This window comes from Enterobacter sp. 237C8, from assembly GCF_034106865.1.
Classification (GTDB): domain Bacteria; phylum Pseudomonadota; class Gammaproteobacteria; order Enterobacterales; family Enterobacteriaceae; genus Enterobacter; species Enterobacter asburiae_B.
In genome coordinates this window covers 114310-140900 of the sequence record NZ_JAWNDF010000001.1, presented here as the reverse complement: position 1 = coordinate 140900, position 26591 = coordinate 114310, and the positions used below count along the sequence as shown (strand labels likewise).

Annotated in this window: 27 protein-coding genes; 16 read left to right on the top strand and 11 right to left on the bottom strand. The window is 55.7% G+C overall.

Annotated features, from left to right (window positions below; translation table 11 throughout):
- Positions 1-154 precede the first annotated feature (154 nt).
- From USF70_RS00700 to USF70_RS00665, 8 genes are all read left to right on the top strand, one after another.
- Complete coding sequence (locus USF70_RS00700; RefSeq protein WP_023310568.1) at positions 155-733, top strand: lipoprotein; 579 nt, start codon at positions 155-157, stop codon at positions 731-733.
- A gap of 46 nt (positions 734-779) precedes the next feature.
- Positions 780-2255, top strand: a complete 1476-nt coding sequence (ampG, locus tag USF70_RS00695; protein ID WP_033144772.1) for a muropeptide MFS transporter AmpG — start codon at positions 780-782, stop codon at positions 2253-2255.
- A 477-nt stretch (positions 2256-2732) separates the two neighbouring features.
- On the top strand, positions 2733-3680 hold the full coding sequence (cyoA, locus tag USF70_RS00690) for a cytochrome o ubiquinol oxidase subunit II (RefSeq protein ID WP_014882770.1): 948 nt from the start codon (positions 2733-2735) through the stop codon (positions 3678-3680).
- Positions 3681-3696: 16 nt separating this feature from the next.
- Positions 3697-5688, top strand: a complete 1992-nt coding sequence (gene cyoB / locus USF70_RS00685) for a cytochrome o ubiquinol oxidase subunit I (protein ID WP_213787634.1) — start codon at positions 3697-3699, stop codon at positions 5686-5688.
- Complete coding sequence (locus tag USF70_RS00680) at positions 5678-6292, top strand: cytochrome o ubiquinol oxidase subunit III (protein ID WP_023334703.1); 615 nt, start codon at positions 5678-5680, stop codon at positions 6290-6292. The genes cyoB and USF70_RS00680 overlap by 11 nt, the downstream gene beginning before the upstream one ends.
- Positions 6292-6618: a cytochrome o ubiquinol oxidase subunit IV gene (locus USF70_RS00675; RefSeq protein ID WP_006176899.1), complete on the top strand. Its 327-nt coding sequence runs from the start codon at positions 6292-6294 to the stop codon at positions 6616-6618. Before USF70_RS00680 ends, USF70_RS00675 begins: the two co-directional genes overlap by 1 nt.
- An 11-nt stretch (positions 6619-6629) precedes the next feature.
- On the top strand, positions 6630-7517 hold the full coding sequence (gene cyoE, locus USF70_RS00670; RefSeq protein WP_013095848.1) for a heme o synthase: 888 nt from the start codon (positions 6630-6632) through the stop codon (positions 7515-7517).
- 148 nt (positions 7518-7665) lie between these two features.
- On the top strand, positions 7666-9027 hold the full coding sequence (locus tag USF70_RS00665; protein WP_045887932.1) for an MFS transporter: 1362 nt from the start codon (positions 7666-7668) through the stop codon (positions 9025-9027).
- A gap of 32 nt (positions 9028-9059) precedes the next feature.
- Here the strand turns inward: USF70_RS00665 and USF70_RS00660 are convergent, their stop codons facing one another.
- Positions 9060-9551, bottom strand: coding sequence for a YajQ family cyclic di-GMP-binding protein (locus USF70_RS00660; protein ID WP_033144770.1), 492 nt, complete (start codon positions 9549-9551; stop codon positions 9060-9062).
- Positions 9552-9672: 121 nt separating this feature from the next.
- Here USF70_RS00660 and panE point away from each other — a divergent pair, with 121 nt between their 5' ends.
- A complete protein-coding gene (gene panE, locus USF70_RS00655) occupies positions 9673-10584 on the top strand; it encodes a 2-dehydropantoate 2-reductase (protein ID WP_320735165.1) in 912 nt (303 codons plus the stop codon).
- A complete protein-coding gene (gene yajL, locus USF70_RS00650) occupies positions 10547-11137 on the top strand; it encodes a protein deglycase YajL (RefSeq protein ID WP_033144768.1) in 591 nt (196 codons plus the stop codon). The genes panE and yajL overlap by 38 nt, the downstream gene beginning before the upstream one ends.
- A 61-nt stretch (positions 11138-11198) precedes the next feature.
- Here the strand turns inward: yajL and thiI are convergent, their stop codons facing one another.
- Entirely contained in the window at positions 11199-12647 is a 1449-nt protein-coding gene (gene thiI / locus USF70_RS00645) for a tRNA uracil 4-sulfurtransferase ThiI (protein ID WP_048978945.1), read from the bottom strand.
- Positions 12648-12838: 191 nt separating this feature from the next.
- Between thiI and xseB the strand changes: the two genes are divergently transcribed.
- The 4 genes from xseB to USF70_RS00625 all read left to right on the top strand — a co-directional run bounded on the left by xseB (position 12839) and on the right by USF70_RS00625 (position 16906).
- Positions 12839-13081, top strand: a complete 243-nt coding sequence (gene xseB, locus USF70_RS00640) for an exodeoxyribonuclease VII small subunit (protein WP_008503331.1) — start codon at positions 12839-12841, stop codon at positions 13079-13081.
- On the top strand, positions 13082-13981 hold the full coding sequence (gene ispA / locus USF70_RS00635; RefSeq protein ID WP_008503332.1) for a (2E,6E)-farnesyl diphosphate synthase: 900 nt from the start codon (positions 13082-13084) through the stop codon (positions 13979-13981).
- Between the two features lie 24 nt (positions 13982-14005).
- A complete protein-coding gene (gene dxs / locus USF70_RS00630) occupies positions 14006-15868 on the top strand; it encodes a 1-deoxy-D-xylulose-5-phosphate synthase (RefSeq protein WP_320735164.1) in 1863 nt (620 codons plus the stop codon).
- A 63-nt stretch (positions 15869-15931) separates the two neighbouring features.
- Complete coding sequence (locus USF70_RS00625) at positions 15932-16906, top strand: aldo/keto reductase (protein ID WP_063930900.1); 975 nt, start codon at positions 15932-15934, stop codon at positions 16904-16906.
- A gap of 61 nt (positions 16907-16967) precedes the next feature.
- Here USF70_RS00625 and thiL read toward each other — a convergent pair whose 3' ends face one another.
- From thiL to nrdR, 5 genes are all read right to left on the bottom strand, one after another.
- Positions 16968-17939: a thiamine-phosphate kinase gene (gene thiL, locus USF70_RS00620; RefSeq protein ID WP_182383108.1), complete on the bottom strand. Its 972-nt coding sequence runs from the start codon at positions 17937-17939 to the stop codon at positions 16968-16970.
- A gap of 77 nt (positions 17940-18016) precedes the next feature.
- Positions 18017-18436 (bottom strand): transcription antitermination factor NusB, encoded by a 420-nt coding sequence (nusB, locus tag USF70_RS00615; RefSeq protein WP_006809908.1) that lies wholly within the window; start codon positions 18434-18436, stop codon positions 18017-18019.
- A gap of 21 nt (positions 18437-18457) precedes the next feature.
- Positions 18458-18928 carry a 6,7-dimethyl-8-ribityllumazine synthase gene (gene ribE / locus USF70_RS00610; protein ID WP_006176874.1) on the bottom strand — a complete coding sequence of 157 codons (471 nt, stop codon included), beginning with the start codon at positions 18926-18928 and terminating at the stop codon, positions 18458-18460.
- 87 nt (positions 18929-19015) lie between these two features.
- Positions 19016-20119 carry a bifunctional diaminohydroxyphosphoribosylaminopyrimidine deaminase/5-amino-6-(5-phosphoribosylamino)uracil reductase RibD gene (gene ribD, locus USF70_RS00605; protein ID WP_320735163.1) on the bottom strand — a complete coding sequence of 368 codons (1104 nt, stop codon included), beginning with the start codon at positions 20117-20119 and terminating at the stop codon, positions 19016-19018.
- A gap of 4 nt (positions 20120-20123) precedes the next feature.
- On the bottom strand, positions 20124-20573 hold the full coding sequence (gene nrdR, locus USF70_RS00600; protein ID WP_008503337.1) for a transcriptional regulator NrdR: 450 nt from the start codon (positions 20571-20573) through the stop codon (positions 20124-20126).
- A gap of 152 nt (positions 20574-20725) precedes the next feature.
- Between nrdR and USF70_RS00595 the strand changes: the two genes are divergently transcribed.
- Both USF70_RS00595 and USF70_RS00590 read left to right on the top strand, forming a co-directional pair.
- Entirely contained in the window at positions 20726-21265 is a 540-nt protein-coding gene (locus tag USF70_RS00595; RefSeq protein ID WP_033146491.1) for a DUF3251 domain-containing protein, read from the top strand.
- A 267-nt stretch (positions 21266-21532) separates the two neighbouring features.
- The gene (locus USF70_RS00590) at positions 21533-22396 is read left to right on the top strand and encodes a nucleoside-specific channel-forming protein Tsx (RefSeq protein WP_033146490.1); all 864 of its coding nucleotides are present in this window, start codon (positions 21533-21535) and stop codon (positions 22394-22396) included.
- 145 nt (positions 22397-22541) lie between these two features.
- Here the strand turns inward: USF70_RS00590 and USF70_RS00585 are convergent, their stop codons facing one another.
- The 4 genes from USF70_RS00585 to secD all read right to left on the bottom strand — a co-directional run bounded on the left by USF70_RS00585 (position 22542) and on the right by secD (position 26574).
- Positions 22542-23222 carry a helix-turn-helix transcriptional regulator gene (locus tag USF70_RS00585; protein ID WP_033144762.1) on the bottom strand — a complete coding sequence of 227 codons (681 nt, stop codon included), beginning with the start codon at positions 23220-23222 and terminating at the stop codon, positions 22542-22544.
- Between the two features lie 14 nt (positions 23223-23236).
- Positions 23237-23602: a VOC family protein gene (locus USF70_RS00580; protein WP_033144761.1), complete on the bottom strand. Its 366-nt coding sequence runs from the start codon at positions 23600-23602 to the stop codon at positions 23237-23239.
- A gap of 142 nt (positions 23603-23744) precedes the next feature.
- Positions 23745-24716: a protein translocase subunit SecF gene (gene secF / locus USF70_RS00575; protein WP_033144760.1), complete on the bottom strand. Its 972-nt coding sequence runs from the start codon at positions 24714-24716 to the stop codon at positions 23745-23747.
- 10 nt (positions 24717-24726) lie between these two features.
- Positions 24727-26574, bottom strand: a complete 1848-nt coding sequence (secD, locus tag USF70_RS00570; RefSeq protein ID WP_071884810.1) for a protein translocase subunit SecD — start codon at positions 26572-26574, stop codon at positions 24727-24729.
- Between the last annotated feature and the right edge of the window lie 17 nt (positions 26575-26591).

Below are 26591 nucleotides of genomic sequence, written 5' to 3'. Positions count from 1 at the left end.
TTGTCATACACGGATTGGGAAAAAGGGTGATCTGGTCAGTTTTCGGACAAGGCGATGAATTTACATGCGTTGACCACTTCCCCTCGCCGTTGGCGATGTTATGATGGCGGCAATTTTTCTCTTTATATGCTTACGATTCGTTGAGAACCCGAAAATGTTAAAAAAACTCTTCTTTCCGTTGGTAGCCCTTTTCATGCTGGCAGGCTGCGCTACCCCGCCTACCACTATTGATGTCTCACCAAAAATCACCCTGCCTCAGCAGGATCCAAGCCTGATGGGCGTCACCGTGAGCATTAACGGTGCCGATCAGCGTCAGGATCAGGCGCTGGCTAAAGTGACCCGCGATAACCAGCAGGTTACTCTCACCGCCTCCCGCGACCTGCGCTTCCTGCTCCAGGAAGTGCTGGAGAAACAGATGACCGCTCGCGGCTATATGATTGGCCCAAGCGGCGCGGTTGATCTGCAGATCATCGTGAATAACCTGTACGCTGACGTGTCTCAGGGCAACGTGCGCTACAACATTGCGACCAAAGCGGATATCGCCATCATTGCCACCGCGAAGAATGGCAACAAGATGACTAAAAACTACCGCGCCAGCTACTCTGTTGAAGGTGCCTTCCAGGCTTCTAACCAGAACATTGCTAACGCCGTGAACAGCGTGCTGACCGATACCATCGCCGATATGGCGCAGGACACCAGCATTCACGACTTCATCAAGCAGAACGCGCGTTAATCCCGCTCTCTGACCCGGTGTATCACCGGGTCAGTTTTATAAGAACATGTCCAGCCATTACTTACGCATTTTCCAGCAACCGAAATCAGCGATCCTGCTGATCCTCGGCTTCGCCTCGGGTTTACCCCTCGCACTCACTTCCGGCACGCTTCAGGCGTGGATGACGGTTGAGAACATCGATCTTAAAACCATCGGTTTCTTCTCGCTTGTCGGCCAGGCCTATGTCTTTAAGTTCCTGTGGTCTCCGGTCATGGATCGCTACACGCCGCCTTTCCTCGGACGTCGACGCGGCTGGCTAGTGATGACGCAGATCCTGCTGCTGCTGGCCATTGCGGCGATGGGTTTTCTTGAACCCACCACCCAGCTTCGCTGGATGGCCGCGCTTGCGGTAGTGATTGCCTTCTGCTCCGCCTCTCAGGATATCGTGTTCGACGCCTGGAAGACGGACGTGCTACCTGCGGAAGAGCGCGGCGCCGGCGCGGCAATCAGCGTGCTGGGCTATCGCCTCGGGATGCTGGTCTCCGGCGGGCTGGCACTGTGGCTCGCCGACCGTTACCTAGGCTGGCAGGGCATGTACTGGCTGATGGCCGCCCTGCTGATCCCCTGCATTATCGCGACGCTGTTCGCGCCCGAACCGAGTGACGTCATCCCGGTTCCCCGCTCGCTGGAGCAGGCCGTCGCCGAACCGCTCCGTGACTTCTTTGGCCGCAACAACGCCTGGCTGATCCTGCTGCTCATCGTCCTTTATAAGCTGGGCGATGCCTTTGCCATGAGTTTGACCACCACCTTCCTGATCCGGGGCGTCGGTTTTGACGCCGGTGAAGTGGGTGTGGTGAATAAAACGCTGGGGCTGTTTGCGACGATTGTCGGCGCGCTTTATGGCGGCGTGCTGATGCAGCGCCTGACACTGTTTCGCGCGCTGCTGATTTTCGGCATCCTTCAGGGCGCCTCTAACGCAGGCTACTGGCTGCTGTCGATTACCGACAAACATACGATCAGCATGGCCGCGGCGGTGTTCTTCGAAAACCTCTGCGGCGGCATGGGAACCGCGGCGTTTGTTGCCCTGCTGATGACCCTGTGCAATAAGTCGTTTTCCGCTACCCAGTTCGCTCTGCTCTCTGCGCTTTCCGCAGTTGGCCGCGTGTACGTTGGCCCGATTGCCGGCTGGTTCGTGGAAGCCCACGGCTGGCCAACATTTTATCTCTTCTCGGTCGTGGCTGCCGTGCCGGGGATTTTATTGCTGCTGGTCTGCCGTCAGACGCTGGAATATACCCAGCGGACAGAACATTTTATGCCGCGCACCGAATATCGCCGCGCCTACCGTTTTGCGCTGCGTCTGTTAATGGCGGGTTGCATTGCTCTGGCGCTCTGGCTTGTGGTGCTTATTATCAATGCCAGCACCTCTCTGGTACTCCCTTTCGAAGCCCTTCTGCTGGACGCAGGCGCCCTGCTGGCTATCGCCGGGATCCTGACCGGAGGTCTGCTTGATTTCATGGCGTTGCGTAAAACGCAGATGACCTGAAGAAAAATGCGAAAGGTTATTTCCCGTTGTAATCACTAACCGAAATTATAACGGCGAAATAGCCGCCAGGCGCAAAAAAAATATTTGTTGTTTTGTGCGGGATAGGATTTGGAAATTATTGGCTCCCATTCCAAAACGCTATTTTTCATTAAACGATTCAGCATACGAGAGTTTGATTTTTCGTTTTTCAGATGTCTTTTTATTGATAATTAATTGTTAATTTTTTGTTTATTTTCAACAATGGTTATACCAATTGCCCCTTTTAGGGTATGCTTGGGGGTCCTTTCGTTATAAAGCCCATGCCATGCGGCTTCGGTCATAAAAACCGACATAATTTGCAACACTTGTGACACGTGCGGCAGAACCCGGTAACACCTTCCTGACACAGGCCTAATGATGTTTACAGTAATGTAACCTTCCCGTAAAATGCCCGCACACTTTAAACGCCACCAGACTCCGTGGAATTGAGGTCGTTAAATGAGACTCGGGAAATACAATAAAAGTTTGGGATGGTTGTCATTATTCGCGGGCACTGTATTACTCAGTGGCTGCGATTCTGCACTACTAGACCCCAAAGGACAGATTGGACTGGAACAACGTTCACTGATATTGACGGCTTTTGGCCTGATGTTGATTGTGGTTATTCCTGCCATTTTGATGGCTGTTGGTTTCGCCTGGAAGTATCGTGCGAGCAATAAAGATGCGAAGTATAGTCCTAACTGGTCACACTCCAATAAAGTGGAAGCTGTGGTCTGGACGGTTCCTATTCTGATCATCCTGTTCCTTGCCGTACTGACCTGGAAAACCACTCACGCACTTGAGCCAAGCAAACCGCTGGTTCACGATGAGAAACCTATTACCATTGAAGTGGTCTCCATGGACTGGAAATGGTTCTTCATCTATCCAGAGCAGGGTATTGCTACCGTGAATGAAATCGCCTTCCCGGCGAACACTCCGGTTCAGTTCAAAGTGACCTCCAACTCCGTAATGAACTCCTTCTTCATCCCACGTCTGGGTAGCCAGATTTACGCGATGGCCGGTATGCAGACCAACCTGCACCTGATCGCGAATGAAGCAGGCACCTATGATGGTATCTCCGCCAGCTATAGCGGCCCGGGCTTCTCAGGTATGAAGTTCAAAGCTATTGCGACGCCAGACCGTGCCGCTTTCGACCAGTGGGTTGAAAAAGCGAAGCAGTCTCCAAACACCATGTCTGACATGGCGGCGTTCGAAAAAGTGGCTGCACCAAGCGAATACAACAAGGTGGAGTACTTCTCTAATGTGAAACCTGATTTGTTCAAAGACGTTATTGGCAAATTTATGGATCACGGCAAGAGCATGGACATGACCCAGCCTGAAGGCGAGCACAGCGCGCACGAAGGTATGGAAGGCATGGACATGAGCCACGCGGAAACCGCTCACTAAGGGGCCGAGGAAGAAAATGTTCGGAAAATTGACACTGGATGCAGTGCCCTACCATGAACCGATTATCGTGGTTACGGTGGCTGCAATTATCATTGGTGGCGCGGCCTTACTGGCCCTGATCACTTACTTCGGTAAGTGGAGCTACCTGTGGAACGAGTGGCTGACTTCGGTTGACCACAAAAAACTCGGTATCATGTACTGCATCGTCGGTATCGTCATGTTAATTCGTGGCTTTGCGGATGCGATCATGATGCGTAGCCAGCAGGCACTCGCTTCTGCGGGCGAAGCCGGCTTCCTGCCACCGCACCACTACGATCAGATCTTTACCGCCCACGGCGTTATCATGATCTTCTTCGTGGCGATGCCGCTGGTTATCGGTCTGATGAACGTTGTCGTTCCGCTGCAAATCGGCGCGCGCGACGTGGCGTTCCCGTTCCTGAACAACCTGAGCTTCTGGTTCACGGTTGTCGGCGTTATCCTGGTTAACCTGTCACTGGGTGTGGGCGAATTCGCGCAGACCGGCTGGCTGGCTTACCCGCCGCTGTCAGGAATTGAGTACAGTCCGGGCGTTGGCGTCGACTACTGGATTTGGGCGCTTCAGCTCTCCGGTGTCGGTACTACCCTGACCGGTATCAACTTCTTCGTGACCATTATCAAGATGCGTGCCCCAGGCATGACCATGTTCAAGATGCCGGTATTTACCTGGGCATCTCTGTGCGCCAACATCCTGATTATTGCCTCCTTCCCAATTCTGACCGTCACCATCGCGCTGCTGACCCTGGACCGCTACCTGGGCACCCATTTCTTCACGAATGATATGGGTGGCAACATGATGATGTACATCAACCTGATTTGGGCCTGGGGTCACCCGGAAGTGTACATTCTGGTTCTGCCTGTGTTCGGTGTGTTCTCCGAAATCGCGGCAACCTTCTCGCGTAAACGTCTGTTTGGTTACACCTCTCTGGTGTGGGCAACCGTGTGTATTACCGTTCTGTCGTTCATCGTTTGGCTGCACCACTTCTTCACCATGGGTGCGGGCGCGAACGTAAACGCCTTCTTCGGTATTACCACCATGATTATCGCCATCCCTACCGGGGTGAAGATCTTCAACTGGCTGTTCACCATGTACCAGGGCCGTATCGTGTTCCACTCAGCGATGCTGTGGACCATCGGCTTCATCGTGACCTTCTCCGTAGGTGGGATGACCGGCGTACTGCTGGCGGTACCAGGTGCTGACTTCGTTCTGCACAACAGCCTGTTCCTGATTGCGCACTTCCATAACGTTATCATCGGTGGCGTGGTCTTCGGCTGCTTCGCTGGCGTAACCTACTGGTGGCCAAAAGCGTTCGGCTTCACGCTGAACGAAAAATGGGGTAAACGCGCGTTCTGGTTCTGGATCATCGGCTTCTTCGTGGCATTTATGCCGCTGTACGTGCTGGGCTTCATGGGTATGACCCGTCGTCTGAGCCAGCAGATCGATCCGCAGTTCCACCCAATGCTGATGGTTGCAGCGGGCGGCGCCGTGCTGATTGCCTGCGGTATCGCGTCTCAGCTGATTCAGTTCTACGTGTCTATTCGCGACCGCGACCAGAACCGTGACCTGACCGGTGACCCATGGGGTGGCCGTACGCTGGAGTGGGCGACCTCTTCTCCACCTCCTTTCTATAACTTTGCCATCGTGCCGCAGGTTCATGAACGCGACGCATTCTGGGAAATGAAAGAAAAAGGTGAAGCGTACAAGCAACCTGCTCAATACGAAGAAATCCACATGCCGAAAAACAGCGGTGCGGGCATTGTGATTGCCGCCTTCGCAACGGTATTTGGTTTCGCAATGATCTGGCACATCTGGTGGATGGCGATTGTTGGCTTCGCCGGCATCGTAATCAGCTGGATTGTGAAGAGCTTTGACGAGGACGTGGACTACTACGTACCAGTCCGTGAAGTTGAGAAGCTGGAAAATCAGCATTTCGACGAGATTTCTAAAGCGGGGCTGAAAAATGGCAACTGATACTCTGGCGCACTCAACTGCCCACGCGCATGAACATGCGCACCACGATACAGGACCGACCAAAGTCTTCGGTTTCTGGATCTACCTGATGAGCGACTGCATTCTGTTCTGCTGTCTGTTCGCGACCTACGCCGTTCTGGTGAACGGCACGGCGGGCGGCCCGGCTGGCAAGGACATCTTTGAACTGCCGTTCGTTCTGGTTGAAACCGCACTGCTGTTATTCAGCTCCATCACCTACGGCATGGCGGCTATCGCCATGTACAAAAACAACAAGAGCCAGGTTGTGTCCTGGCTGGCGTTGACCTGGCTGTTTGGTGCTGGATTTATCGGGATGGAAATCTATGAATTCCATCACCTGATTCTGGAAGGTTTCGGTCCAGATCGCAGTGGCTTCCTGTCCGCGTTCTTCGCGCTGGTCGGTACCCACGGTCTGCACGTCACCTCTGGTCTGATCTGGATGGCGGTACTGATGTTCCAGGTATCCCGTCGCGGCCTGACCAGCACTAACCGTACCCGTATCATGTGCCTGAGCCTGTTCTGGCACTTCCTGGACGTGGTGTGGATCTGTGTGTTCTCTGTTGTATATCTGATGGGGGCGATGTAATGAGTCATTCAAACGATCATGGCGCTTCCCACGGTAGCGTAAAAACCTACATGACAGGTTTCATCCTGTCGATCATCCTGACGGTGATCCCGTTCTGGATGGTGATGAGCGGTTCTGCGTCTAAACCGGTTATTCTGGGTGCAATCCTGGTGACCGCGGTGATTCAGATTCTGGTGCATCTGGTTTGCTTCCTGCACATGAACACCAAGTCCGATGAAGGCTGGAATATGACCGCCTTTATCTTTACCGTGATTATCATCGCTATCCTGGTAGTCGGTTCCATCTGGATTATGTGGAACCTCAACTACAACATGATGGTTCACTAAGAGCGGCGAGTATGTTTAAGCAATACCTGCAAGTAACGAAACCAGGCATCATCTTTGGCAACCTGATCTCCGTGATCGGAGGGTTCCTGCTGGCCTCTAAGGGCAGCATTGATTACACCCTCTTTATCTACACGCTGGTCGGTGTGTCACTGGTTGTTGCGTCCGGTTGTGTATTTAACAACTACATCGACATGGATATCGACAAGAAGATGGAAAGGACCAAAAATCGGGTGCTGGTGAAAGGCCTGATCGCCCCTTCCGTCTCGCTGGTGTACGCCACCTTGCTGGGTATTGCTGGCTTTATGCTGCTGTGGTTTGGTGCTAACCCGCTGGCCTGCTGGCTGGGGGTGATGGGGTTCGTGGTGTATGTGGGCGTCTACAGCCTGTATATGAAACGCCACTCCGTCTACGGCACGCTGATTGGTTCTCTCTCCGGCGCTGCGCCGCCGGTGATTGGCTACTGCGCGGTCACGAACGAGTTCGACAGTGGTGCGCTGATCCTGCTGGCTATCTTTAGCCTGTGGCAGATGCCGCACTCCTATGCCATCGCGATTTTCCGCTTTAAGGATTATCAGGCAGCGAACATCCCGGTTCTGCCGGTCGTGAAGGGCATTTCTGTTGCCAAGAACCACATCACGCTGTACATCATCGCCTTTGCCGTGGCAACGCTGATGCTCTCTCTGGGTGGTTACGCCGGGTATAAATATCTGGCGGTAGCGGCTGCGGTGAGCGTCTGGTGGCTCGGTATGGCGCTGCGCGGTTACAAAGTGGAAGATGACAAAGTCTGGGCGCGCAAACTGTTTGTGTTCTCGATTGTGGCCATCACCTCGCTGTCCGTAATGATGTCCGTGGACTTCATGGTGCCAGATTCACACAACCTGCTGACTTACGTCTGGTAAGCCAAACAGGTCAATAAAAGGGTGCTTCGGCACCCTTTTTTATTCACTGAATCTACTAATAACGCATGTAATATTTGTTAAATAACCCTTTATTTACCACGCCCCTTCCCCGCACTACACTATGGCCTGCTTTTGAACTGAGGTGGTAATGAACGATTATAAAATGACGCCAGGCGAGCTACGCGCGACCTGGGGCTTAGGGACTGTCTTCTCGCTACGGATGCTTGGCATGTTTATGGTCCTGCCTGTTCTGACCACGTACGGTATGGCGCTGCAGGGGGCCAGCGAGGCGCTGATTGGCCTCGCGATCGGCATCTACGGTCTGGCGCAGGCGGTTTTCCAGATCCCCTTTGGCCTGCTGTCTGATCGGGTGGGCCGAAAGCCGCTGATCGTCGGCGGGCTGCTGGTCTTTGTGCTCGGAAGCGTGATTGCCGCCCTCTCCCACTCCATCTGGGGGATTATTCTCGGCCGCGCCCTGCAGGGTTCCGGCGCGATTGCCGCCGCGGTGATGGCGCTGCTGTCCGACTTAACCCGCGAGCAAAACCGTACTAAAGCGATGGCGTTCATCGGTGTGAGCTTTGGCGTGACCTTTGCGATTGCGATGGTGCTGGGCCCCATCATTACGCACACGCTGGGTCTGCACGCCCTGTTCTGGATGATTGCCGTGCTGGCGACCATCGGTATTGCCTTAACCCTGTGGGTCGTGCCGGACAGCAAGAACCACGTCCTGAACCGTGAATCGGGGATGGTAAAAGGCTGCTTCAGCAAAGTGATTGTCGAGCCGCGCCTGCTCAAGCTGAACTTTGGCATTATGTGTCTGCACATCCTGCTGATGTCCACCTTTGTCGCCCTGCCCGGCCAGCTTGCCGCAGCGGGTTTCCCGGCGGCTGAGCACTGGAAAATCTATCTGGTCACGATGCTGATTTCGTTTGTCTCCGTCGTGCCGTTCATCATCTACGCCGAAGTGAAGCGCAAAATGAAGCGCGTCTTCGTGGGCTGCGTGGCGGTCCTGCTGATTGCCGAAATTGTGCTCTGGGGTGCTGGCCCGCACTTCTGGGAGCTGATTGCCGGCGTGCAGCTGTTCTTCCTGGCCTTTAACCTGATGGAAGCGCTGCTGCCGTCGCTGATCAGCAAAGAGTCCCCCGCCGGTTACAAAGGCACCGCGATGGGCATCTACTCCACCAGCCAGTTTCTCGGCGTGGCGATCGGCGGCTCGCTCGGCGGCTGGGTGGACGGCCTGTTTGATTCACAAACCGTGTTTCTCGCCGGTGCGCTATTGGCGACAGTCTGGCTGCTGGTCGCCAGCACCATGAAAGAGCCGCGCTACGTGAGCAGCCTGCGCGTGGAAATCCCGGATGATGTGGAAATCAGCGATGTGCTGAAGCAGCGTCTGGAAGCCAAAGAGGGTGTGACAGAGGTGCTCATCGTCCCGGAAGAGCGCAGCGCTTACGTCAAAATAGACAGTAAAATGACCAACCGCTTCGAGGTCGAGCAGGCGCTCAAAGCGTGAAAAAAAGCCCGGTTAAACCGGGCTTTTTTATATCAATCGCGGAAGTTTTTAAACTGGAACGGTTGCCCCAGATCGCCGCCGCGCACCAGCGCCATTACGGACTGGAGGTCATCGCGGGACTTACCGGTCACGCGAATTTCTTCGCCCTGGATCTGCGCCTGCACCTTCAGCTTGCTGTCTTTAATAAGCTTAACGATCTTCTTCTGCACCGCGCTCTCGATGCCCTGCTTCAGCCTGGCTTCAACAAACCAGTTTTTACCGCTGTGCACAAACTCTTCCGGCACGTCCAGAGACGTCCCTTCGATGCCGCGCTTTAACAGCTTGGCGCGCAAAATGTCGAGCAGCTGATTCACCTGGAAATCAGACTCGCTCAGCACCTTAATGGTCTTATTTGCGTCGTTCAGCTCAAACGACGCCTCAACGCCACGAAAATCGAAACGTGACTCAACTTCACGGGTTGCGTTCTCAACGCCGTTGCGAACTTCCTGGATATCAACTTCGGAAACAATATCGAAAGATGGCATCTTTTCTTCTCCCTTCACTTTTGTTGCGTTGCATAATACCCGCTACGAGGCATAACTCAACAGAAGCTTAGCTGTATAAGTAAGCTGTAACACCTGGCGCAGTTGCAGGTGAGGAGGAACAATGAAAATTACGGTGCTCGGATGCGGAGCGCTTGGTCAGCTGTGGCTGACCGCGCTGTGCAAGCACGGACATGAGGTTCAGGGCTGGCTGCGCGTGCCCCAGCCCTATTGCAGTGTAAACCTGATTGGTGAAGACGGAAGCATCTTTAACGAATCCCTCACCGCGAACGATCCTGATTTCCTGGCGCAAAGCGACCTTTTACTGGTGACGCTCAAAGCGTGGCAGGTCTCAGACGCGGTAAAAACGCTGGCCGCGCAGCTCCCCTCCACTTCCCCCATTCTGCTGCTGCATAACGGCATGGGGACGCTTGATGAGCTGAAAAACGTCCCGCAGCCCCTGCTGATGGCGACAACCACGCACGCTGCGCGTCGCGACGGCAACATCATCGTGCATGTCGCCAGCGGCGTGACGCACATCGGGCCCGCCAGAACTCAGGATGGAGATTATAGCTATCTTGCCGATGTGCTGCAGAAGGTGCTGCCGGACGTCGCCTGGCACAACAACATCCGCCCTCAGCTGTGGCGCAAGCTGGCGGTAAACTGCGTGATCAACCCGCTGACGGCGCTGTGGAACTGCCCGAACGGGGTGCTGAAAAATCATCCGCAGGACGTTGCGATTTTGTGTGCGGAAGTCGCGGCGGTCGTTGAGCGGGAAGGCCTGCATACCTCGGCCGACGATTTGCGCTGTTATGTCGAACAGGTCATTGAGAGTACGGCAGAAAACATCTCCTCGATGCTGCAGGATGTTCGGGCATTACGCCACACGGAGATCGACTACATTACCGGCTATCTGCTAAAACGCGCCCGCGCGCACGGCATTTCCGTGCCGGAAAACGCCCGTCTGTATGACCTTGTTAAACGTAAGGAGAGTGAATATGAGCGCGTCAGCACTGATCTGCCTCGCCCCTGGTAGCGAAGAGATGGAAGCGGTCACCACCATTGATTTGATGGTGCGCGGCGGCATTAAGGTCACCACCGCCAGCGTCGCCAGCGACGGTAATCTGGCAATCACCTGCTCGCGCGGGGTGAAAATCCTTGCGGATGCCCCCCTCGTTCAGGTGGCTGACGGCGATTACGACATCATCGTGCTGCCCGGCGGCTTAAAAGGCGCGGAATGTTTTCGCGACAGCCCGCTGCTGGTCGAGACCGTGCGTCAGTTTCATTTATCCGGCCGCATCGTCGCGGCTATCTGTGCCGCCGCCGGAACGGTTCTGGTTCCGCACGATATCTTCCCCATCGGCAACATGACCGGCTTCCCGGGGCTTAAGGATACGATCCCGGAAGAGCACTGGGTGGATAAACGCGTCGTCTGGGACCCGCGCGTCAACCTGCTGACCAGCCAGGGGCCAGGCACCGCGATTGATTTTGGCTTAAAGATTATTGACCTGCTGGTCGGGCGCGAGAAAGCGTACGAAGTGGCGTCGTCGCTGGTGATGCCGGCGGGGATTTATAATTATTACGAATAGGTGTTCTCCCTATGGGAGAGAGCCGGGGTGAGGGCTTCAGGCCGCACTCCCCGGCAAAAAACTACGGGCGATACACCTTCACGTTCGCAAAGCCCTGTTCGCGCAGATACAGCGCCTGCAGGCGACTCATCACCCCGCGCTCGCACCACAGCAGATACGTTTTGCTCTGGTCGAGATCGCCAAACTTGGTGCTCAGCTTATAGAACGGCAGAGAAACCACGTCGACGCCTTCAACCTGAAGCGGCTTGTCATCCTGCTCGTCAATGGAGCGGATATCCAGAATCGCATCGTTAGCGCCGAAACCGCTCACGGTTTCAACTTCAACGACTTCCTGCTCGGTCTGCTGGGCAATCTCGCGGATGTCGATGTTGGAGGCTTCCTCCACCACTTTTTCCAGAATGCTGAAATCGAAGTTCTCTTCTTCCGCTTCGATCTTCGCCTTCACCGCCTTCACCGTTGGGCTTTTTGAGATCACGCCGCAGTATTCCGGCATGGTGCGGGCAAAATCTTCGGTGCCGATCTCACGCGCCAGATCGATGATGTGCTCTTTATCGTGGGAGATCAGCGGGCGCAGGATCAGCGTATCAGACACGTTGTCGATCAGACGCAGGTTGGTCAGCGTCTGGCTGGACACCTGGCCCAGCGCTTCACCGGTGACCAGCGCCTGTACGCCGTAGCGCTCGGCAACTTTGGACGCCGCACGCACCATCATGCGCTTCAGCACCACGCCCATCTGGCCGTCGTCCACTTTTTCGAGGATTTCGCCGACCACAGGTTCGAAGTTGATCGCCACGAAACGCACGCGGTGGGAACTGCCGAAGCGGTTCCACAGGTAATGCGCGACCTGACGAACGCCGATTTCGTGCGCCGCGCCGCCCAGGTTGAAGAAGCAGTAGTGCACACGGCAGCCGCGACGCATCAGCATATAGCTGGAGACGCCGGAGTCGAAGCCGCCGGAGATCAGAGACAATACGTCTTCCTGGGTGCCAATCGGGAAGCCGCCGATACCTTCATAGCGCCCTTTCACCAGCAGCAGGCGATCGTTTTCGATCTCCAGGTTCACGGTTACGTCCGGGTTGGTCAGACGAACGCGCGCCGTTTCAACGTGCTGGTTCAAACCGCCGCCGACGTAACGTTCCACTTCAATAGAGCTGAACTCGTGCTTACCGCGACGCTTCACGCGCACGCAGAAGGTTTTGCCTTCGATCTGGTCGCGGTACTGCACCAGCGCTTTCTCGAAGATGTCGTGCATATCGCTGAACGGAACATCTTCCACTTCCAGGATATGGTGGATCCCCGGAATACGGGTCAGCGCGTCGCGAATATCCTGACGTTTGTTTTCGTCTTTGGCGCGCACTTCAACGTGGTCCCAGTGGCGCACCACGGCGAGGGTTTCGTCGTAGTGCTTTAATACGTTACGAATGTTCCCGGTGAGAATTTTAATAAAGCGCAAACGCACAGATTGGCTTTTGATGGTGATTTCAGGGAACAATTTAATGATAAACTTCATGGCGGCAATGTTTCTTAGGCAAGCGTATTAAGGCTTGTAATGGAAAAGAGTACAGCAGCCCACACCCGTGGCTGCATCCAGGCGCGCAAGTATACCACCATCGCGCCGCTCCTGTGCACATTGCGCGTTATTTGATAATTGCCCTGAGTCCGTTACCATGTCGGGGCTGAGAATATAAGAGTCAATTCACTATGCCGAAGAAGAACGACGCACCGGCCAGTTTCGAAACTGCGCTGAGTGAACTGGAGCAAATCGTTACCCGTCTTGAAAGCGGCGATCTCCCGCTGGAAGAGGCGCTCAACGAATTCGAGCGTGGCGTACAGCTGGCGCGCCAGGGGCAGGTCAAACTGCAGCAGGCCGAGCAGCGCGTGCAGATCCTGCTTTCCGACAGCGAAGACGCGAAAACCACGCCTTTCACACCGGACGCCGAGTAAATGGATTTTGCCAACGAGCTTCAGGCGCGTGTCGTACGCGCCAACGACGCCCTGCGCCGTTTTATTGCGCCACAGCCTTTTCAGAACACTCCACTGGTTGAAGCCATGCACTATGGCGCACTCTTGGGTGGAAAGCGCCTGCGCCCGTTCCTGGTCTACGCCACAGGCAATATGTTTGGCATCAGCGATAACACGCTGGACGCCCCGGCAGCCGCCGTTGAGTGCATCCACGCCTACTCGCTGATCCACGACGATCTCCCGGCCATGGACGACGACGATTTGCGTCGGGGTCAACCCACCTGCCATATCAAGTTTGGCGAGGCGAATGCCATTCTGGCGGGTGATGCCCTGCAAACGCTGGCATTCTCGATTTTGAGCGACGCGCCGATGGCGGAAGTGGCCGACCGCGACCGCCTGGCGATGATCTCCGAACTGGCAATGGCCAGCGGCGTGGCCGGCATGTGCGGTGGACAGGCGCTGGATCTTGAAGCGGAAGGACGTCAGGTTAATCTGGAACAGCTGGAGCGTATTCACCGCCATAAAACCGGGGCGTTGATTCGTTCCGCCGTTCGCCTGGGCGCGCTGAGCGCGGGTGAACAAGGGCGCAAAGCCCTGCCGATTCTGGACAGATACGCAGAAAGTATCGGTCTGGCGTTCCAGGTTCAGGATGACATTCTGGATGTGGTGGGCGATACTGCAACATTGGGTAAACGTCAGGGTGCGGACCAGCAGCTTGGCAAAAGTACCTACCCCGCCCTGCTGGGCCTTGAGCAAGCCCAACGTAAAGCCCGGGATCTGATTGACGACGCCCGCCAGTCGCTAAATGAACTGGCCGCGCAATCGCTGGATACCTCGGCACTGGAAGCGCTAGCGGACTATATAATCCAGCGTGATAAATAAACTATATATCTCGATGAGCCTTTGATGAGTTTTGATATTGCCAAATACCCGACACTGGCGTTAGTTGACTCCACCCAGGAGCTACGTCTGCTGCCGAAAGAGAGCCTGCCGAAGCTGTGCGACGAGCTGCGTCGCTACCTGCTCGACAGCGTAAGCCGCTCCAGCGGCCATTTCGCCTCCGGGCTTGGCACGGTTGAGCTGACCGTGGCGCTGCACTATGTCTATAACACGCCTTTCGATCAGCTCATCTGGGACGTGGGCCACCAGGCTTATCCGCACAAAATTCTGACCGGACGTCGCGATAAAATTGGCACCATTCGTCAGAAAGGCGGCCTGCACCCGTTCCCGTGGCGCGGTGAGAGCGAGTATGACGTGCTGAGCGTCGGCCACTCCTCCACCTCCATTTCTGCGGGCATCGGTATTGCCGTTGCTGCCGAGAAAGAGAACAAACAGCGCCGCACCGTCTGCGTAATTGGCGACGGCGCCATCACCGCTGGTATGGCCTTCGAAGCCATGAACCATGCGGGCGACATCAAGCCAGACATGCTGGTTATCCTTAACGATAACGAAATGTCGATTTCCGAGAACGTCGGCGCGCTGAACAACCATCTGGCCCAGCTGCTCTCCGGCAAGCTTTACTCCTCGCTGCGCGAAGGCGGCAAGAAAGTCTTCTCCGGCGTACCGCCGATTAAAGAGCTGCTCAAGCGTACCGAAGAACACATCAAAGGCATGGTGGTGCCGGGCACCCTGTTTGAAGAGCTGGGCTTTAACTATATTGGCCCGGTTGACGGCCATGACGTGCTGGGCCTGGTGACCACGCTCAAGAACATGCGCGACCTGAAAGGCCCGCAGTTCCTGCATATCATGACTAAAAAAGGGCGCGGTTACGAACCGGCGGAAAAAGATCCGATCACCTTCCACGCGGTACCGAAATTTGACCCGTCCAGCGGCTGTCTGCCAAAAAGCAGCGGCGGCATGCCGAGCTATTCCAAAATCTTCGGCGACTGGCTGTGCGAAACCGCAGCCAAAGACAACAAGCTGATGGCGGTGACGCCTGCCATGCGTGAAGGCTCCGGCATGGTGGAGTTCTCCAGAAAATACCCTGACCAGTATTTTGACGTTGCCATTGCCGAGCAGCATGCGGTGACGTTTGCAGCGGGCCTCGCCATTGGCGGCTACAAGCCCGTTGTCGCGATCTATTCCACCTTCCTGCAGCGCGCCTACGATCAGGTGATCCACGACGTGGCGATTCAAAAGCTGCCGGTACTGTTTGCTATCGATCGTGCGGGCATCGTCGGTGCCGACGGCCAGACGCACCAGGGCGCGTTTGATCTGTCGTTCCTGCGCTGTATTCCGGATATGGTTGTCATGACGCCAAGCGACGAGAACGAATGTCGTCAGATGCTGTTTACCGGCTACCACTATCAGGATGGCCCAAGCGCCGTTCGCTACCCGCGCGGCAATGCGGTAGGCGTTGAGCTGCAGCCGCTGGAAAAACTGCCGATCGGTAAAGGTCTGGTTAAGCGTCGCGGTGAGAAAGTGGCGATCATGAACTTCGGCACGCTGATGCCCGAGGCCGCGAAAGCGGCTGAAGCGCTGAATGCCACCCTGGTGGACATGCGCTTTGTGAAGCCCCTCGATGAATCTCTGATCCTGAGTATGGCTGAGACCCACGACGTGCTGGTCACGCTGGAAGAAAACGCCATCATGGGCGGCGCGGGCAGCGGCGTGAATGAGGTGCTGATGGCGAACCGTAAAGCCGTGCCGGTGCTGAACCTCGGCCTGCCGGATCGCTTCATTCCGCAAGGTACTCAGGACGAAGCCCGTGCGGCGATTGGCCTGGACGCCGCCGGTATCGAAGCCAAAATCCGTACCTGGCTGGACTGACCCCTCCCCCTTTTCCGCTCCTGCTATGCTTAAACCTGGTGTTTAAACAGCAGGAGCGGAACCGTGCAATACACAACATTAGGAAAAACGGACCTTAAGGTTTCCCGACTTTGCCTGGGATGCATGACCTTTGGCGAGCCCGATCGGGGAAACCACGCCTGGACGCTGCCGGAAGAGAGCAGCCGTCCGATTATCAAACGCGCCATCGAGGGCGGCATTAACTTCTTTGACACCGCCAACAGCTACTCAGACGGCAGCAGCGAGGAAATTGTCGGCCGCGCCCTGCGCGATTTTGCCCGTCGTGATGACATCGTCGTCGCTACCAAGGTCTACTATCCGGTGGGCGATCTGGCTGAGGGCCTTTCTCGCGCGCAGATCCTGCGCTCCATTGATGACAGCCTCAGACGCCTGAACATGGATTACGTCGATCTGCTGCAAATTCACCGCTGGGATTACAACACGCCAGTCGAGGAGACGCTTGAAGCGCTGAACGACGTGGTGAAAGCCGGGAAAGCTCGCTACATCGGCGCGTCGTCTATGCACGCGTCGCAGTTTGCCCAGGCGCTGGATCTCCAGGCGCAGCACGGCTGGGCGCGCTTTGTCACCATGCAGGATCACTACAATCTGATCTATCGTGAAGAAGAACGCGAGATGCTGCCGCTGTGCCATCAGGAGGGCGTGGCGGTGATCCCGTGGAGCCCGCTGGCGCGCGGCCGCCTGACCCGCCCGTGGGGGGAAACCACGGCTCGCCTGGTATCGGATGAAGTGGGAAAAAATCTTTATTCCGGTACAGAAGCCAGCGATGCGCTGATTGCCGAACGTTTAGCCGGGATCGCCGACGATACCGGTGCAACCCGCGCTCAGGTGGCGCTGGCGTGGCTGCTGGGCAAGCGCGGGGTCGCGGCACCGATTATTGGAACGTCGCGGGAAGAACAGCTTGATGAGCTGCTGAATGCGGTGGATATCACGCTGACGCCGGAGCAGATTGCCGAGCTGGAAACACCGTATCAGCCCCACCCGGTGGTGGGGTTTAAGTAAGCCCATCTTTTGTAGGCCGGGTAAGGCGGAGCCGCTACCCGGCAGTACAGCGCGCACAAACTTACGCGAAGTGATCGTATCCTTTCCAGTCCAGCGTAACGGGCGCACCGTCTTTCACAAACTTCAGCCCTTCGCTCTCCGGCATGATCTGACCGATGCAGGTAAACTTCGCGCCGAGATGCGCTAACGCCACGTCCAGCGTTCCACGGTTGAGCTCAGGCACCGTGAAGCAGAGTTCGTAGTCTTCACCACCGGACAGCGCCCAGCGCAGGGCCTGCTCAGGCTCTACATGGCGAAGCAGTTGCTCCGAAAGCGGGAACAGATCCAGGTCAACGCGCGCGCCTACGCCACTGGCCTTCAGGATATGCCCGAGATCCGAGATCAGCCCGTCAGAGAGATCGATAGCCGAGCTTGCCCGTTCGCGCAGCGCCTGTCCGTGCAAAATACGCGGCGTTGGCCGCAGATGGCGTTTCACCAGATACGCCACGTCGTCAGCATCTTCAACCGTTAAACGGTTCTGCAGGATCGCCAGCCCTGCCGCGCTGTCGCCCGGCGTACCGGTCACGTAGATCCAGTCGCCCGGTTTTGCGCCTGAGCGCTTCAGCGCGCGGCCGAGCGGCACGTAGCCGTGGATCGCCAGCGTCATCGACAGCGGACCGGCAGTCGTGTCGCCGCCAATCAGCTGCATATCGTAATAGCTAAGCTGCTCAAACAGCGCATCGCTAAAGGCTTCCAGCCAGGCTTCATCCACCTCTGGCAGGGTCAGAGCCAGCGTCAGCCAAGCGGGATCGGCACCCATCGCCGCCAGATCGCTGACGTTAACCGCCAGGGCTTTATACGCCAGATCGGCAGGATCGATATCCGGTAAGAAATGACGGCCGCACACCAGGGTGTCGGTGCTGATTGCCAGCGTCTGTTTTTCGGGAATATTGAGAAGTGCACAGTCATCGCCAATGCCGGTTTCAACATCAAGACGAGAGGTTCTGACACGGTCGAAATAACGGGCAATCAGGGAGAATTCGCCGCATGCCATACGTTATGCCTCAGCAAATAAAAGAAAAAACCGGAGCCGCACTGCCCGTCAGGCAATGCAGAACTCCGGTTTGCGGATCACTTTTTGTGGGGACGGATCGCAGGTGCTGCTTTATCAAGTACGCCGTTTACAAACTTGTGGCTGTCTTCAGCGCCGAAGGTTTTCGCCAGCTCGATCGCTTCGTTGATGGCCACTTTATACGGCACATCATCACGTTTAGACAGCTCAAACAGCGCGATACGCAACACTGCTTTTTCCACCTGGCCCAGCTCTTCGAGCAGACGGGACAGGTATGGCTTCATCAGGCCATCGAGATACGCGCTATTAGTCGCCACTCCCGACAGCAGTTCGCGGAAGTACAGAACGTCAACGTCTTTTACGTCCTGTTCTGACAGGAACTGGTATTCAACATCAGCGATGTCGTTCTGGGACAACTGCCAGGAGTAAAGTGCCTGGACGGCACATTCACGGGCGCGGCGACGAGCAGCAGGTTTCACGGAATTCCCCTTACAAAAAAATCAGGCCTTGATGGCTTTCAATACATTGATCATTTCAAGCGCGGTCAGTGCAGCTTCTGCACCTTTGTTACCGGCTTTGGTGCCAGCACGTTCGATGGCTTGTTCAATACTTTCGGTGGTCAGCACGCCGAACGCGACAGGAATTTCAGCATCCTGCGCAACGTGTGCCAGACCGTTGCTTGCACCGCCCGCAACGTATTCGAAGTGCGCAGTGCCGCCACGAATAACGGTACCCAGCGCAATCACCGCGTCGTATTTACCGGTTTTCGCCAGCGCGCCTGCCGCCAGTGGCAGTTCGTAAGCGCCTGGAACCCAAACAACAGTAATGTTGTCATCTTTAACCTGGCCGATACGTTTCAGGGCGTCAATCGCACCTTCCAGCAGGCTGTCGTTGATGAAGTTGTTGAAACGCGCAATGGTGATGGCGACGCGAGCGTCCGGGGTAGCTACAGCAGCTTCAATAATGTTCATACTCTTCCTTTACGGGTTCATTTGGCCCCGCAGGGGGGCGGATTTTATCATAATACTTTGCGCACTGCTTCCCTATTTCGGGAGCAATTACGCTGTCGTTAAGTGGAGGCAGACATCCGGGCCTACCGGACGAATCTCGCTAAATTTGAGTTGCGGTGCGTCGGCCAGTTTTTCAAGGCCGGGCAGCACAAACAGCCCGCGCGCGTCGTGACCTAACAGTTTAGGCGCAACGTAAACAATCAGCACATCCACCAGCCCGGCCTGTAAAAGCGCACCGGCGAGCGTTGGCCCCGCTTCAACCCAGATGCTGTTCACCTGCTGCTTGCCGAGCAGCATCATCAGCACCACCAGATCCAGATGACCGTTATGCTCCGGCACCATAATGCTGCGCACGCCTTCCGGCCATTCGCGCGTATCTTCTTTAGTGCGGGCAATCCAGGTTTCACCCGGCTGCTGGACGATGCGGTGCTCCGGCGTCACCCGGTTCTGGCTATCAATAATAATACGCAGCGGCTGGCGCAGGTTCTCCTGCGGGTACAGCGCCTGAGTATCGGCATTCAGCTCGTCCCAGCGCACGGTCATGGCCGGATCGTCAGCCAAAACGGTTTCACTGCTGGTGAGAATAGCATGGCTTTGCGCGCGCAGACGTTGCACATCGCGCCTTGCCTGTGGTGAGGTTACCCACTGGCTTTCGCCGTTTGCCATCGCCGTACGACCGTCCAGCGAGGCGCCCAGCTTGAGCTGAATATACGGGAACCCCGTGCGCATGCGCTTCAGAAAGCCTTTGTTGATCGCTTCCGCGTCCTGCATCATCAGCCCATGGCTGACGTCGATGCCTTCCTGCTGCAGGCGATACAGACCGCGTCCGGCAACCTGCGGATTCGGGTCCTGCATCGATGCGACCACGCGTGAAACGCCTGCCGCGATCAGCGCTTCGCAGCACGGCGGCGTACGCCCGTGATGGCTGCAGGGCTCCAGCGTGACGTAGGCTGTGGCGCCGCGCGCCTTCTCACCCGCCATGCGCAACGCATGAACCTCGGCATGCGGCTCGCCGGCACGATAGTGAAACCCCTCCCCCACGATCTCGCCATCTTTAACGATAACGCACCCGACGTTCGGGTTGGGATGGGTGGTAAAACGACCGCGCTGCGCCAGCTTCATGGCTCGCGCCATGTAAATCTCATCCTGCATGAGCTTAATCCTGTAAGCGGGCGATCTCTTCGCCAAACTCTTTGATGTCTTCGAAGCTGCGGTAGACCGAGGCGAAGCGGATATAGGCAACCTTATCGAGCTTTTTCAGCTGCTCCATCACCAGGTTACCGATCATTTTGCTCGGCACTTCACGCTCACCCAAACCACGAAGGTAAGATTTTATGTGGTTTAACGCCATCTCAACGTCATCCGCGCTGACGGGACGTTTTTCCAGGGCCTTCAGCATCCCGCTGCGCAGTTTCTCTTCGTTAAACGGCTCGCGCACGTCGTTGCTTTTCACCACGCGCGGCATTACCAGCTCTGCAACCTCAAAGGTCGTGAAACGCTCGTTGCACACCAGACACTGCCGACGACGGCGTACGGAGGACCCTTCGCCCACAAGACGAGAGTCGATGACTTTGGTATCCACAGCGGAGCAGAATGGGCAATGCATACGGTATCCCTGTTATGTGGTTAACTAATTTTCATTTTACCCTGATCTGGCCTGACAACAAAGGAAGAGCTTTTTGAGACAAAGGATCTATGTCTGACACGTCGAGTCTGGCTACCATTAAGGCGATCCGTTATTTCAAGGAAATAAACGCAATGACAAGACGTTACCTTAAAATTTTGCTGGTGGGGAGCCTCTTCACCCTTAGCGCCTGTGCACAGCAAACCGAAGTCCGTCAGATGAAACAGAGCGTGAACACGCTCAATGCGGCGATGGACAAACTAAACAAAGAAACGGTGAAGATCACCCAGCAAAACGCGCTAAACGCCAAATCCAGCAGCGGGGTTTATCTGCTGCCGGGAGCGAATACGCCTGCGCGTCTCAATAGTCAGATTGGCACGCTAAAAATGTCTCTGGTGAATGTGGCGGCGAATGCAAATGGTACTCGCGCAACATTACGCATTCAGGGCGAGTCCAACGATCCGTTGCCTGCCTTCAGTGGTACCGTCGAATGGGGACAGATCCAGGGCACCACTGAGAGCTACCAGGAGGTGAATGTTAACAGTCAGCTGTTCACCGCACCGGCCAGCGTGCTGGCTCCGAGCGATGTTGACATTCCGCTGCAGCTTAACGGACTCACTCCGGATCGGTTAGGTTTCATCCGCATTCACGATATCCAGCCCGCCGCGCAATAACCCTCCCTTTAGCGGAGTGAAATGTCACTCCGCTAACATTTACATTTCGTATGGATTGGCAACATAAATGATTGCCGCTACAATCCCGCCCGTTTAAAGTACGCAAACGTGAACGCAATCGATTACGCGTGTGAGAGATATGTGAAACAACACATATTTTTGTGAGCAGGGATTCCTATAATAGGCACCGCAGAAACACGAAATATTTAGAAACGCAATTCGCGCATTTTTCACTCCCGGAAGGGAATTTCAATCAGTGGCATGATTATGAAAAACACATTACTCGCAGCTGGCGCTGTACTGGCACTCTCCTCTTCTTTCACTGTTAACGCAGCGGAAAACGATAAACCACAATACCTCTCCGACTGGTGGCACCAGAGCGTTAACGTGGTAGGCAGCTACCACACGCGCTTTTCTCCAAAGCTGAACAACGACGTCTACCTGGAATACGAAGCGTTTGCTAAAAAAGACTGGTTTGATTTCTACGGCTACATCGATATTCCTAAGACTTTTGACTGGGGCAACGGCAACGATAAAGGTATCTGGTCAGACGGTTCCCCAATGTTCATGGAAATCGAACCGCGTTTCTCTATCGATAAGCTGACGGGCACTGACCTGAGCTTTGGTCCATTCAAAGAATGGTACTTCGCCAACAACTATATCTACGATATGGGTGATAACAAAGGCAGCCGTCAGAGCACCTGGTACATGGGTCTGGGTACAGACATCGATACCGGTCTGCCTATGGGACTGTCTCTGAACGTGTACGCGAAATACCAGTGGCAGAACTATGGCGCTTCCAACGAAAACGAGTGGGATGGCTACCGTTTCAAAGTGAAATACTTTGTGCCAATCACTCAGGTTTGGGGTGGCCAGCTGACCTACATCGGCTTCACCAACTTCGACTGGGGCTCAGATCTGGGTGATGACAAGAACCGTACCAGCAACTCTATCGCGTCCAGCCACGTTCTGGCTCTGAACTACGATCACTGGCACTACTCCGTAGTCGCGCGTTATTTCCATAATGGCGGCCAGTGGAAAGGTGGAGATACCGTGAACTGGGGTGATGGTGACTTCACGTCAAAATCAACCGGTTGGGGTGGCTACCTGGTTGTAGGTTATAACTTCTAACCTGTTCGGGACTGTGCGGGCTGATGCCCTCACCCTGACCCTCTCCCACAGGGAGAGGGAACAAATACAAAAAACGGCAACATTCGTTGCCGTTTTACTTTTACCTCGCCGCCGGGCAAAAAAAGCCAGCTCAAGAGCTGGCTTTTTACTGCTTAACCTTCCGCAAAAAATCCGCCAGCGATCTGTCCGCACTCTCGCTAAACCGCCTCTCCGTCTGCACAATATTGAGACAGCGGTCGAGCCGGAAACAGCGATAGTCGTCGCGCCGTTCGCACCACGCCGCCAGCAGCCAGCGCTCCCCCCAGAAGAACAAGCCCAGCGGCTGGACCTCGCGTTTAGAGAGCTGCCCGGCCTCATCACGGTAATGCAGCGCCAGCACGCGCTGGGCGGAAATCGCCTGATGGATCCTGTCAAAATCGCTGCGGGAGTGGCTTTGCATGCAAAAGTCCGGGGCGTAGATCCGCGTCTGCTCTGCCTTTCGACGACTCTCCTCGGACAGGATAGCCAGCACCTTCTCCTGAGCCGACTCCAGCTCGCGCGAAAGCGATTCCCCTCCCCAGGTTTTGAGCAGGCGAATCGCGACGATCAGCGCCTCTGACTCCTTATTAGTCAGCATCAGCGGCGGCAGGTCAAAACCCGACATCAGCCGATATCCGCTCCCCGCCTCACCTTCCACCGGCACGCCGGAAAGCGACAGATCGCGGATATCGCGGTAGACCGTGCGCTCGGACACGCCAAGTCGGTCCGCCAGATGCGCTGCCGTTGTCAGACGCCTGCCCCGCAGGATCTGCACAATCTGAAACAAACGGTCAGCGCGTCGGGTCATATCTTATTCCGCTCTCAGGCAGGTTGATGGAGGCCGACGCGGTTACCCTCGCTGTCGGTAAACAATGCGATAGTGCCAATGCCATGCGGCAGTTCCAGCGGGCCAAACACGCACTCGCCGCCCGCAGAGGCGATACGATCGAGCGTGGCCGCCAGATTGTCAGTATGCAGGTAGATAATAGCGCCCTGCAAAGACGGTGTAACGCCGTCAAATTTTGCCAGCGCCCCGCCGGTATACGGATCCTCATGCGGGAAAACGGCCAGCTCCGCACAGTCCATTTTCTCGCGACGCAGCGCGAGCTGCATCACCGGCTCATAAAATTTGATGGCGCGATCCATATCCGCGACCGGAATTTCAAACCAGTTAATGACGCTTTTCATATATTCTCCTGCCTGTTGTTTGGGTTCAGAAGAAGTCTACGACAGGGCTCCTGACAGCATACTGTCAGGAGTGTTTGTCAGGAGCAGATAAAAAAAATCCCGGTCAACAGACCGGGATTTCGATAACGCGCTAAACCTCGCCTTACGGCAGAATGGACGGCTGATCCGCCCCTTCTTTCTCGACTTTCTGCTGGAGCAGGTGCTCGCGCTTCATGCCGAGTTTCAGTGCCAGAGCGGATGCGACGTAGATAGACGACGCCGTACCGATGGTGACACCGATCAGCATGGTCAGCGAGAAGCCTTCCAGTACCGGACCACCGAAGAGGAACAGCATCAGGATCACCATCAAAGTGGTACCGGATGTGATCAAGGTACGGTGCAGCGTCTGGGTCAACGACACGTTAAAGATTTCGTACGGCGTACCGCGACGGATCTTACGGAAGTTTTCACGGATACGGTCAGATACCACGATACTGTCGTTCAGTGAGTAACCGATAACGGACATCAGGGATGCCACAATCGTCAGGTCAATCTCAATGTGGAACAACGACAGTATGCCCATGGTGATCACCACGTCGTGCGCCAGAGCGATAACCACACCGGCCGCCAGTCGCCACTCAAAGCGGAAACCGACGTATACCAGAATGGAGATCAGCGCTACCAGCAGCGCCATCGCACCGGTCTGCGCCAGGTCAGCACCCACGCTTGGGCCGACGAACTCAATACGCTTGACCGCCGCGTTCTGGCTGGTTGTTTCGTTAATCACGCTAACAACCTTACTGCCCAGCTCCTGGCTGCCGTTGGCATCGTGCACCGGCGGCATACGCACCATGATGTCGCGGCTGCTGCCGAAGTTCTGCAGCAGCGGCTCTTCAAAGCCCGCTTTCTGCAGCGATTCGCGCATCTGGTCCATATCGACCGGTTTTTCCAGGGAGATCTCGATGACCGTACCGCCTGTGAAATCCAGCCCCCAGTTAAAGCCTTTCACGCTCATAATGCCGATGGACAGAATCAGCAGGAAACCTGAAATGCCGAAGGCCCAGTAGTCCCAGCGCATAAAGTCCCAGACTTTACGGCCGTGGTTCAATTGTTCAACAGTATATTCCTGTGCCACAACGCACTCCTCAGATAGACAGCTTTTTGACGCGCTTGCCGCCGTACAGCAGGTTCACGATGGCACGGGTGCCGACAATAGCGGTAAACATTGACGTTGCGACACCGATACCGGTTGTAATCGCAAAGCCTTTGATCGCGCCAGTACCCACTGCATACAGGATAAGAACCTTAATCAGTGTTGTTACGTTCGCATCGAAGATGGAGCTGAACGCGCCTTTATAGCCTTCGTCAATCGCCTGCTGAACAGAGCGACCGTTGCTCAACTCTTCTTTGATACGTTCGTTAATCAGTACGTTGGCGTCGACCGCCACCGCAAGGGTAAGAACGATACCTGCAATGCCCGGCATGGTCAGCGTCGCCCCCGGCAGCAGGGACATAATGCCGATGATAAGCACCAGGTTGGCGATCAGCGCGGAGGTCGCAATCAGACCAAACTTCTTATAGAAGAAGATCATGAAGAGGATTGAGACCACCAGACCGGCCAGACACGCTTCCAGACCCTGCTGGATGTTTTGCATACCCAGAGTTGGACCAATGGTACGTTCTTCAACAATCTGAATTGGCGCAATCAGCGCACCGGCACGCAGCAGCAGGGAGAGCTGACGCGCTTCGTTCGGGTTGTTGATACCGGTAATACGGAAGCTGTTACCCAGACGAGACTGGATGTTGGCGATGTTAATCACCTCTTCCTCTTTCACCAGCACCGCACGACCGTTTGCATCTTTCTTGCCGCTGTCTTTGTACTCCACGAACAGGGTCGCCATCGGTTTACCGATGTTGTCCTTGGTGAAGTTAGACATGATGTTACCACCCGCGCTATCCAGCGAGATGTTAACCTGCGGCTGGTTGTATTCGTCCTGGCTCGAGGTGGAGTCGGTGATGTGGTCACCGGTCAGAATCACGCGTTTGTACAGCACAACTGGCTGACCTTCGCGGGTCTGTTTCACTTCGGAGTCACCCGGAATACGCCCTGCGGCGGCAGCGGACTGATCGACGTTGGAGTTCACCAGACGGAATTCCAGGGTTGCGGTCGCACCCAGAATCTCTTTCGCACGCGCGGTATCCTGGATACCCGGCAGTTCAACCACGATACGGTCAGCACCCTGACGCTGCACCAGCGGCTCAGCCACGCCCAGCTGGTTTACACGGTTGCGCAGAATGTTGATGTTCTGCTGAACGGCATATTCACGCGCTTCTTTCAGACGCGCATCGGTCATCACCGCGCGCAGCTGGTTGCTGCCCTGAGAGGTGATCACCAGGTCACGGTGACGTTGGGTCAGGTAATCTACAGCCTGATCGCGCGCCGCGCTGTCGCGGAACGTGATGCTCATGCCGTAGTTATCTTCTTTACGCACGGTGGTGTAAGCGATGCCTTTATCACGCAGATCGCTGCGCAGGCTGTCGATATTCTGTTCCTGCAGCTTGCCAAGCGCGGTATCCATATCCACTTCCATCAGGAAGTGAACGCCGCCACGCAGGTCAAGACCGAGTTTCATTGGCTCTGCTTTCATCGCAGCCAGCCAACGCGGGGTTGCAGGGGCAAGGTTAAGCGCCACGACGTATTTGTCACCCAGCACGCCCATCAGCGCTTCGCGAGCGCGGAGCTGCGTGTCGGTGGTGTCGAAGCGAGCAAGAATTGCACCCTCTTCCAGAGCCACAGACTTAGCGGTAATTTTTTCTTCTTGTAACGTTTTCTGGACCTGGATCAGCGTTTGCTCACTGGCGGCAACACCGCGCGCGCCAGTGATTTGAACAGCCGGATCCTCACCATACAGGTTGGGAAGCGCGTACAGCAGGCCGACGAGAATCACGACGACCAGCATGATGTACTTCCACAAAGGATAACGGTTTAACACGGCAGTTCCCTTTGGGA

What these genes read in the sequence shown, in the direction of transcription:
- USF70_RS00700 (WP_023310568.1), top strand. Translation starts at nt 155, where the DNA reads ATGTTAAAAAAACTCTTCTTTCCGTTGGTAGCCCTTTTCATGCTGGCA.
- ampG (WP_033144772.1), top strand. Translation starts at nt 780, where the DNA reads ATGTCCAGCCATTACTTACGCATTTTCCAGCAACCGAAATCAGCGATC.
- cyoA (WP_014882770.1), top strand. Translation starts at nt 2,733, where the DNA reads ATGAGACTCGGGAAATACAATAAAAGTTTGGGATGGTTGTCATTATTC.
- cyoB (WP_213787634.1), top strand. Translation starts at nt 3,697, where the DNA reads ATGTTCGGAAAATTGACACTGGATGCAGTGCCCTACCATGAACCGATT.
- USF70_RS00680 (WP_023334703.1), top strand. Translation starts at nt 5,678, where the DNA reads ATGGCAACTGATACTCTGGCGCACTCAACTGCCCACGCGCATGAACAT.
- USF70_RS00675 (WP_006176899.1), top strand. Translation starts at nt 6,292, where the DNA reads ATGAGTCATTCAAACGATCATGGCGCTTCCCACGGTAGCGTAAAAACC.
- cyoE (WP_013095848.1), top strand. Translation starts at nt 6,630, where the DNA reads ATGTTTAAGCAATACCTGCAAGTAACGAAACCAGGCATCATCTTTGGC.
- USF70_RS00665 (WP_045887932.1), top strand. Translation starts at nt 7,666, where the DNA reads ATGAACGATTATAAAATGACGCCAGGCGAGCTACGCGCGACCTGGGGC.
- USF70_RS00660 (WP_033144770.1), bottom strand. Translation starts at nt 9,551, where the DNA reads ATGCCATCTTTCGATATTGTTTCCGAAGTTGATATCCAGGAAGTTCGC.
- panE (WP_320735165.1), top strand. Translation starts at nt 9,673, where the DNA reads ATGAAAATTACGGTGCTCGGATGCGGAGCGCTTGGTCAGCTGTGGCTG.
- yajL (WP_033144768.1), top strand. Translation starts at nt 10,547, where the DNA reads ATGAGCGCGTCAGCACTGATCTGCCTCGCCCCTGGTAGCGAAGAGATG.
- thiI (WP_048978945.1), bottom strand. Translation starts at nt 12,647, where the DNA reads ATGAAGTTTATCATTAAATTGTTCCCTGAAATCACCATCAAAAGCCAA.
- xseB (WP_008503331.1), top strand. Translation starts at nt 12,839, where the DNA reads ATGCCGAAGAAGAACGACGCACCGGCCAGTTTCGAAACTGCGCTGAGT.
- ispA (WP_008503332.1), top strand. Translation starts at nt 13,082, where the DNA reads ATGGATTTTGCCAACGAGCTTCAGGCGCGTGTCGTACGCGCCAACGAC.
- dxs (WP_320735164.1), top strand. Translation starts at nt 14,006, where the DNA reads ATGAGTTTTGATATTGCCAAATACCCGACACTGGCGTTAGTTGACTCC.
- thiL (WP_182383108.1), bottom strand. Translation starts at nt 17,939, where the DNA reads ATGGCATGCGGCGAATTCTCCCTGATTGCCCGTTATTTCGACCGTGTC.
- ribE (WP_006176874.1), bottom strand. Translation starts at nt 18,928, where the DNA reads ATGAACATTATTGAAGCTGCTGTAGCTACCCCGGACGCTCGCGTCGCC.
- ribD (WP_320735163.1), bottom strand. Translation starts at nt 20,119, where the DNA reads ATGCAGGATGAGATTTACATGGCGCGAGCCATGAAGCTGGCGCAGCGC.
- nrdR (WP_008503337.1), bottom strand. Translation starts at nt 20,573, where the DNA reads ATGCATTGCCCATTCTGCTCCGCTGTGGATACCAAAGTCATCGACTCT.
- USF70_RS00595 (WP_033146491.1), top strand. Translation starts at nt 20,726, where the DNA reads ATGACAAGACGTTACCTTAAAATTTTGCTGGTGGGGAGCCTCTTCACC.
- USF70_RS00590 (WP_033146490.1), top strand. Translation starts at nt 21,533, where the DNA reads ATGAAAAACACATTACTCGCAGCTGGCGCTGTACTGGCACTCTCCTCT.
- USF70_RS00585 (WP_033144762.1), bottom strand. Translation starts at nt 23,222, where the DNA reads ATGACCCGACGCGCTGACCGTTTGTTTCAGATTGTGCAGATCCTGCGG.
- USF70_RS00580 (WP_033144761.1), bottom strand. Translation starts at nt 23,602, where the DNA reads ATGAAAAGCGTCATTAACTGGTTTGAAATTCCGGTCGCGGATATGGAT.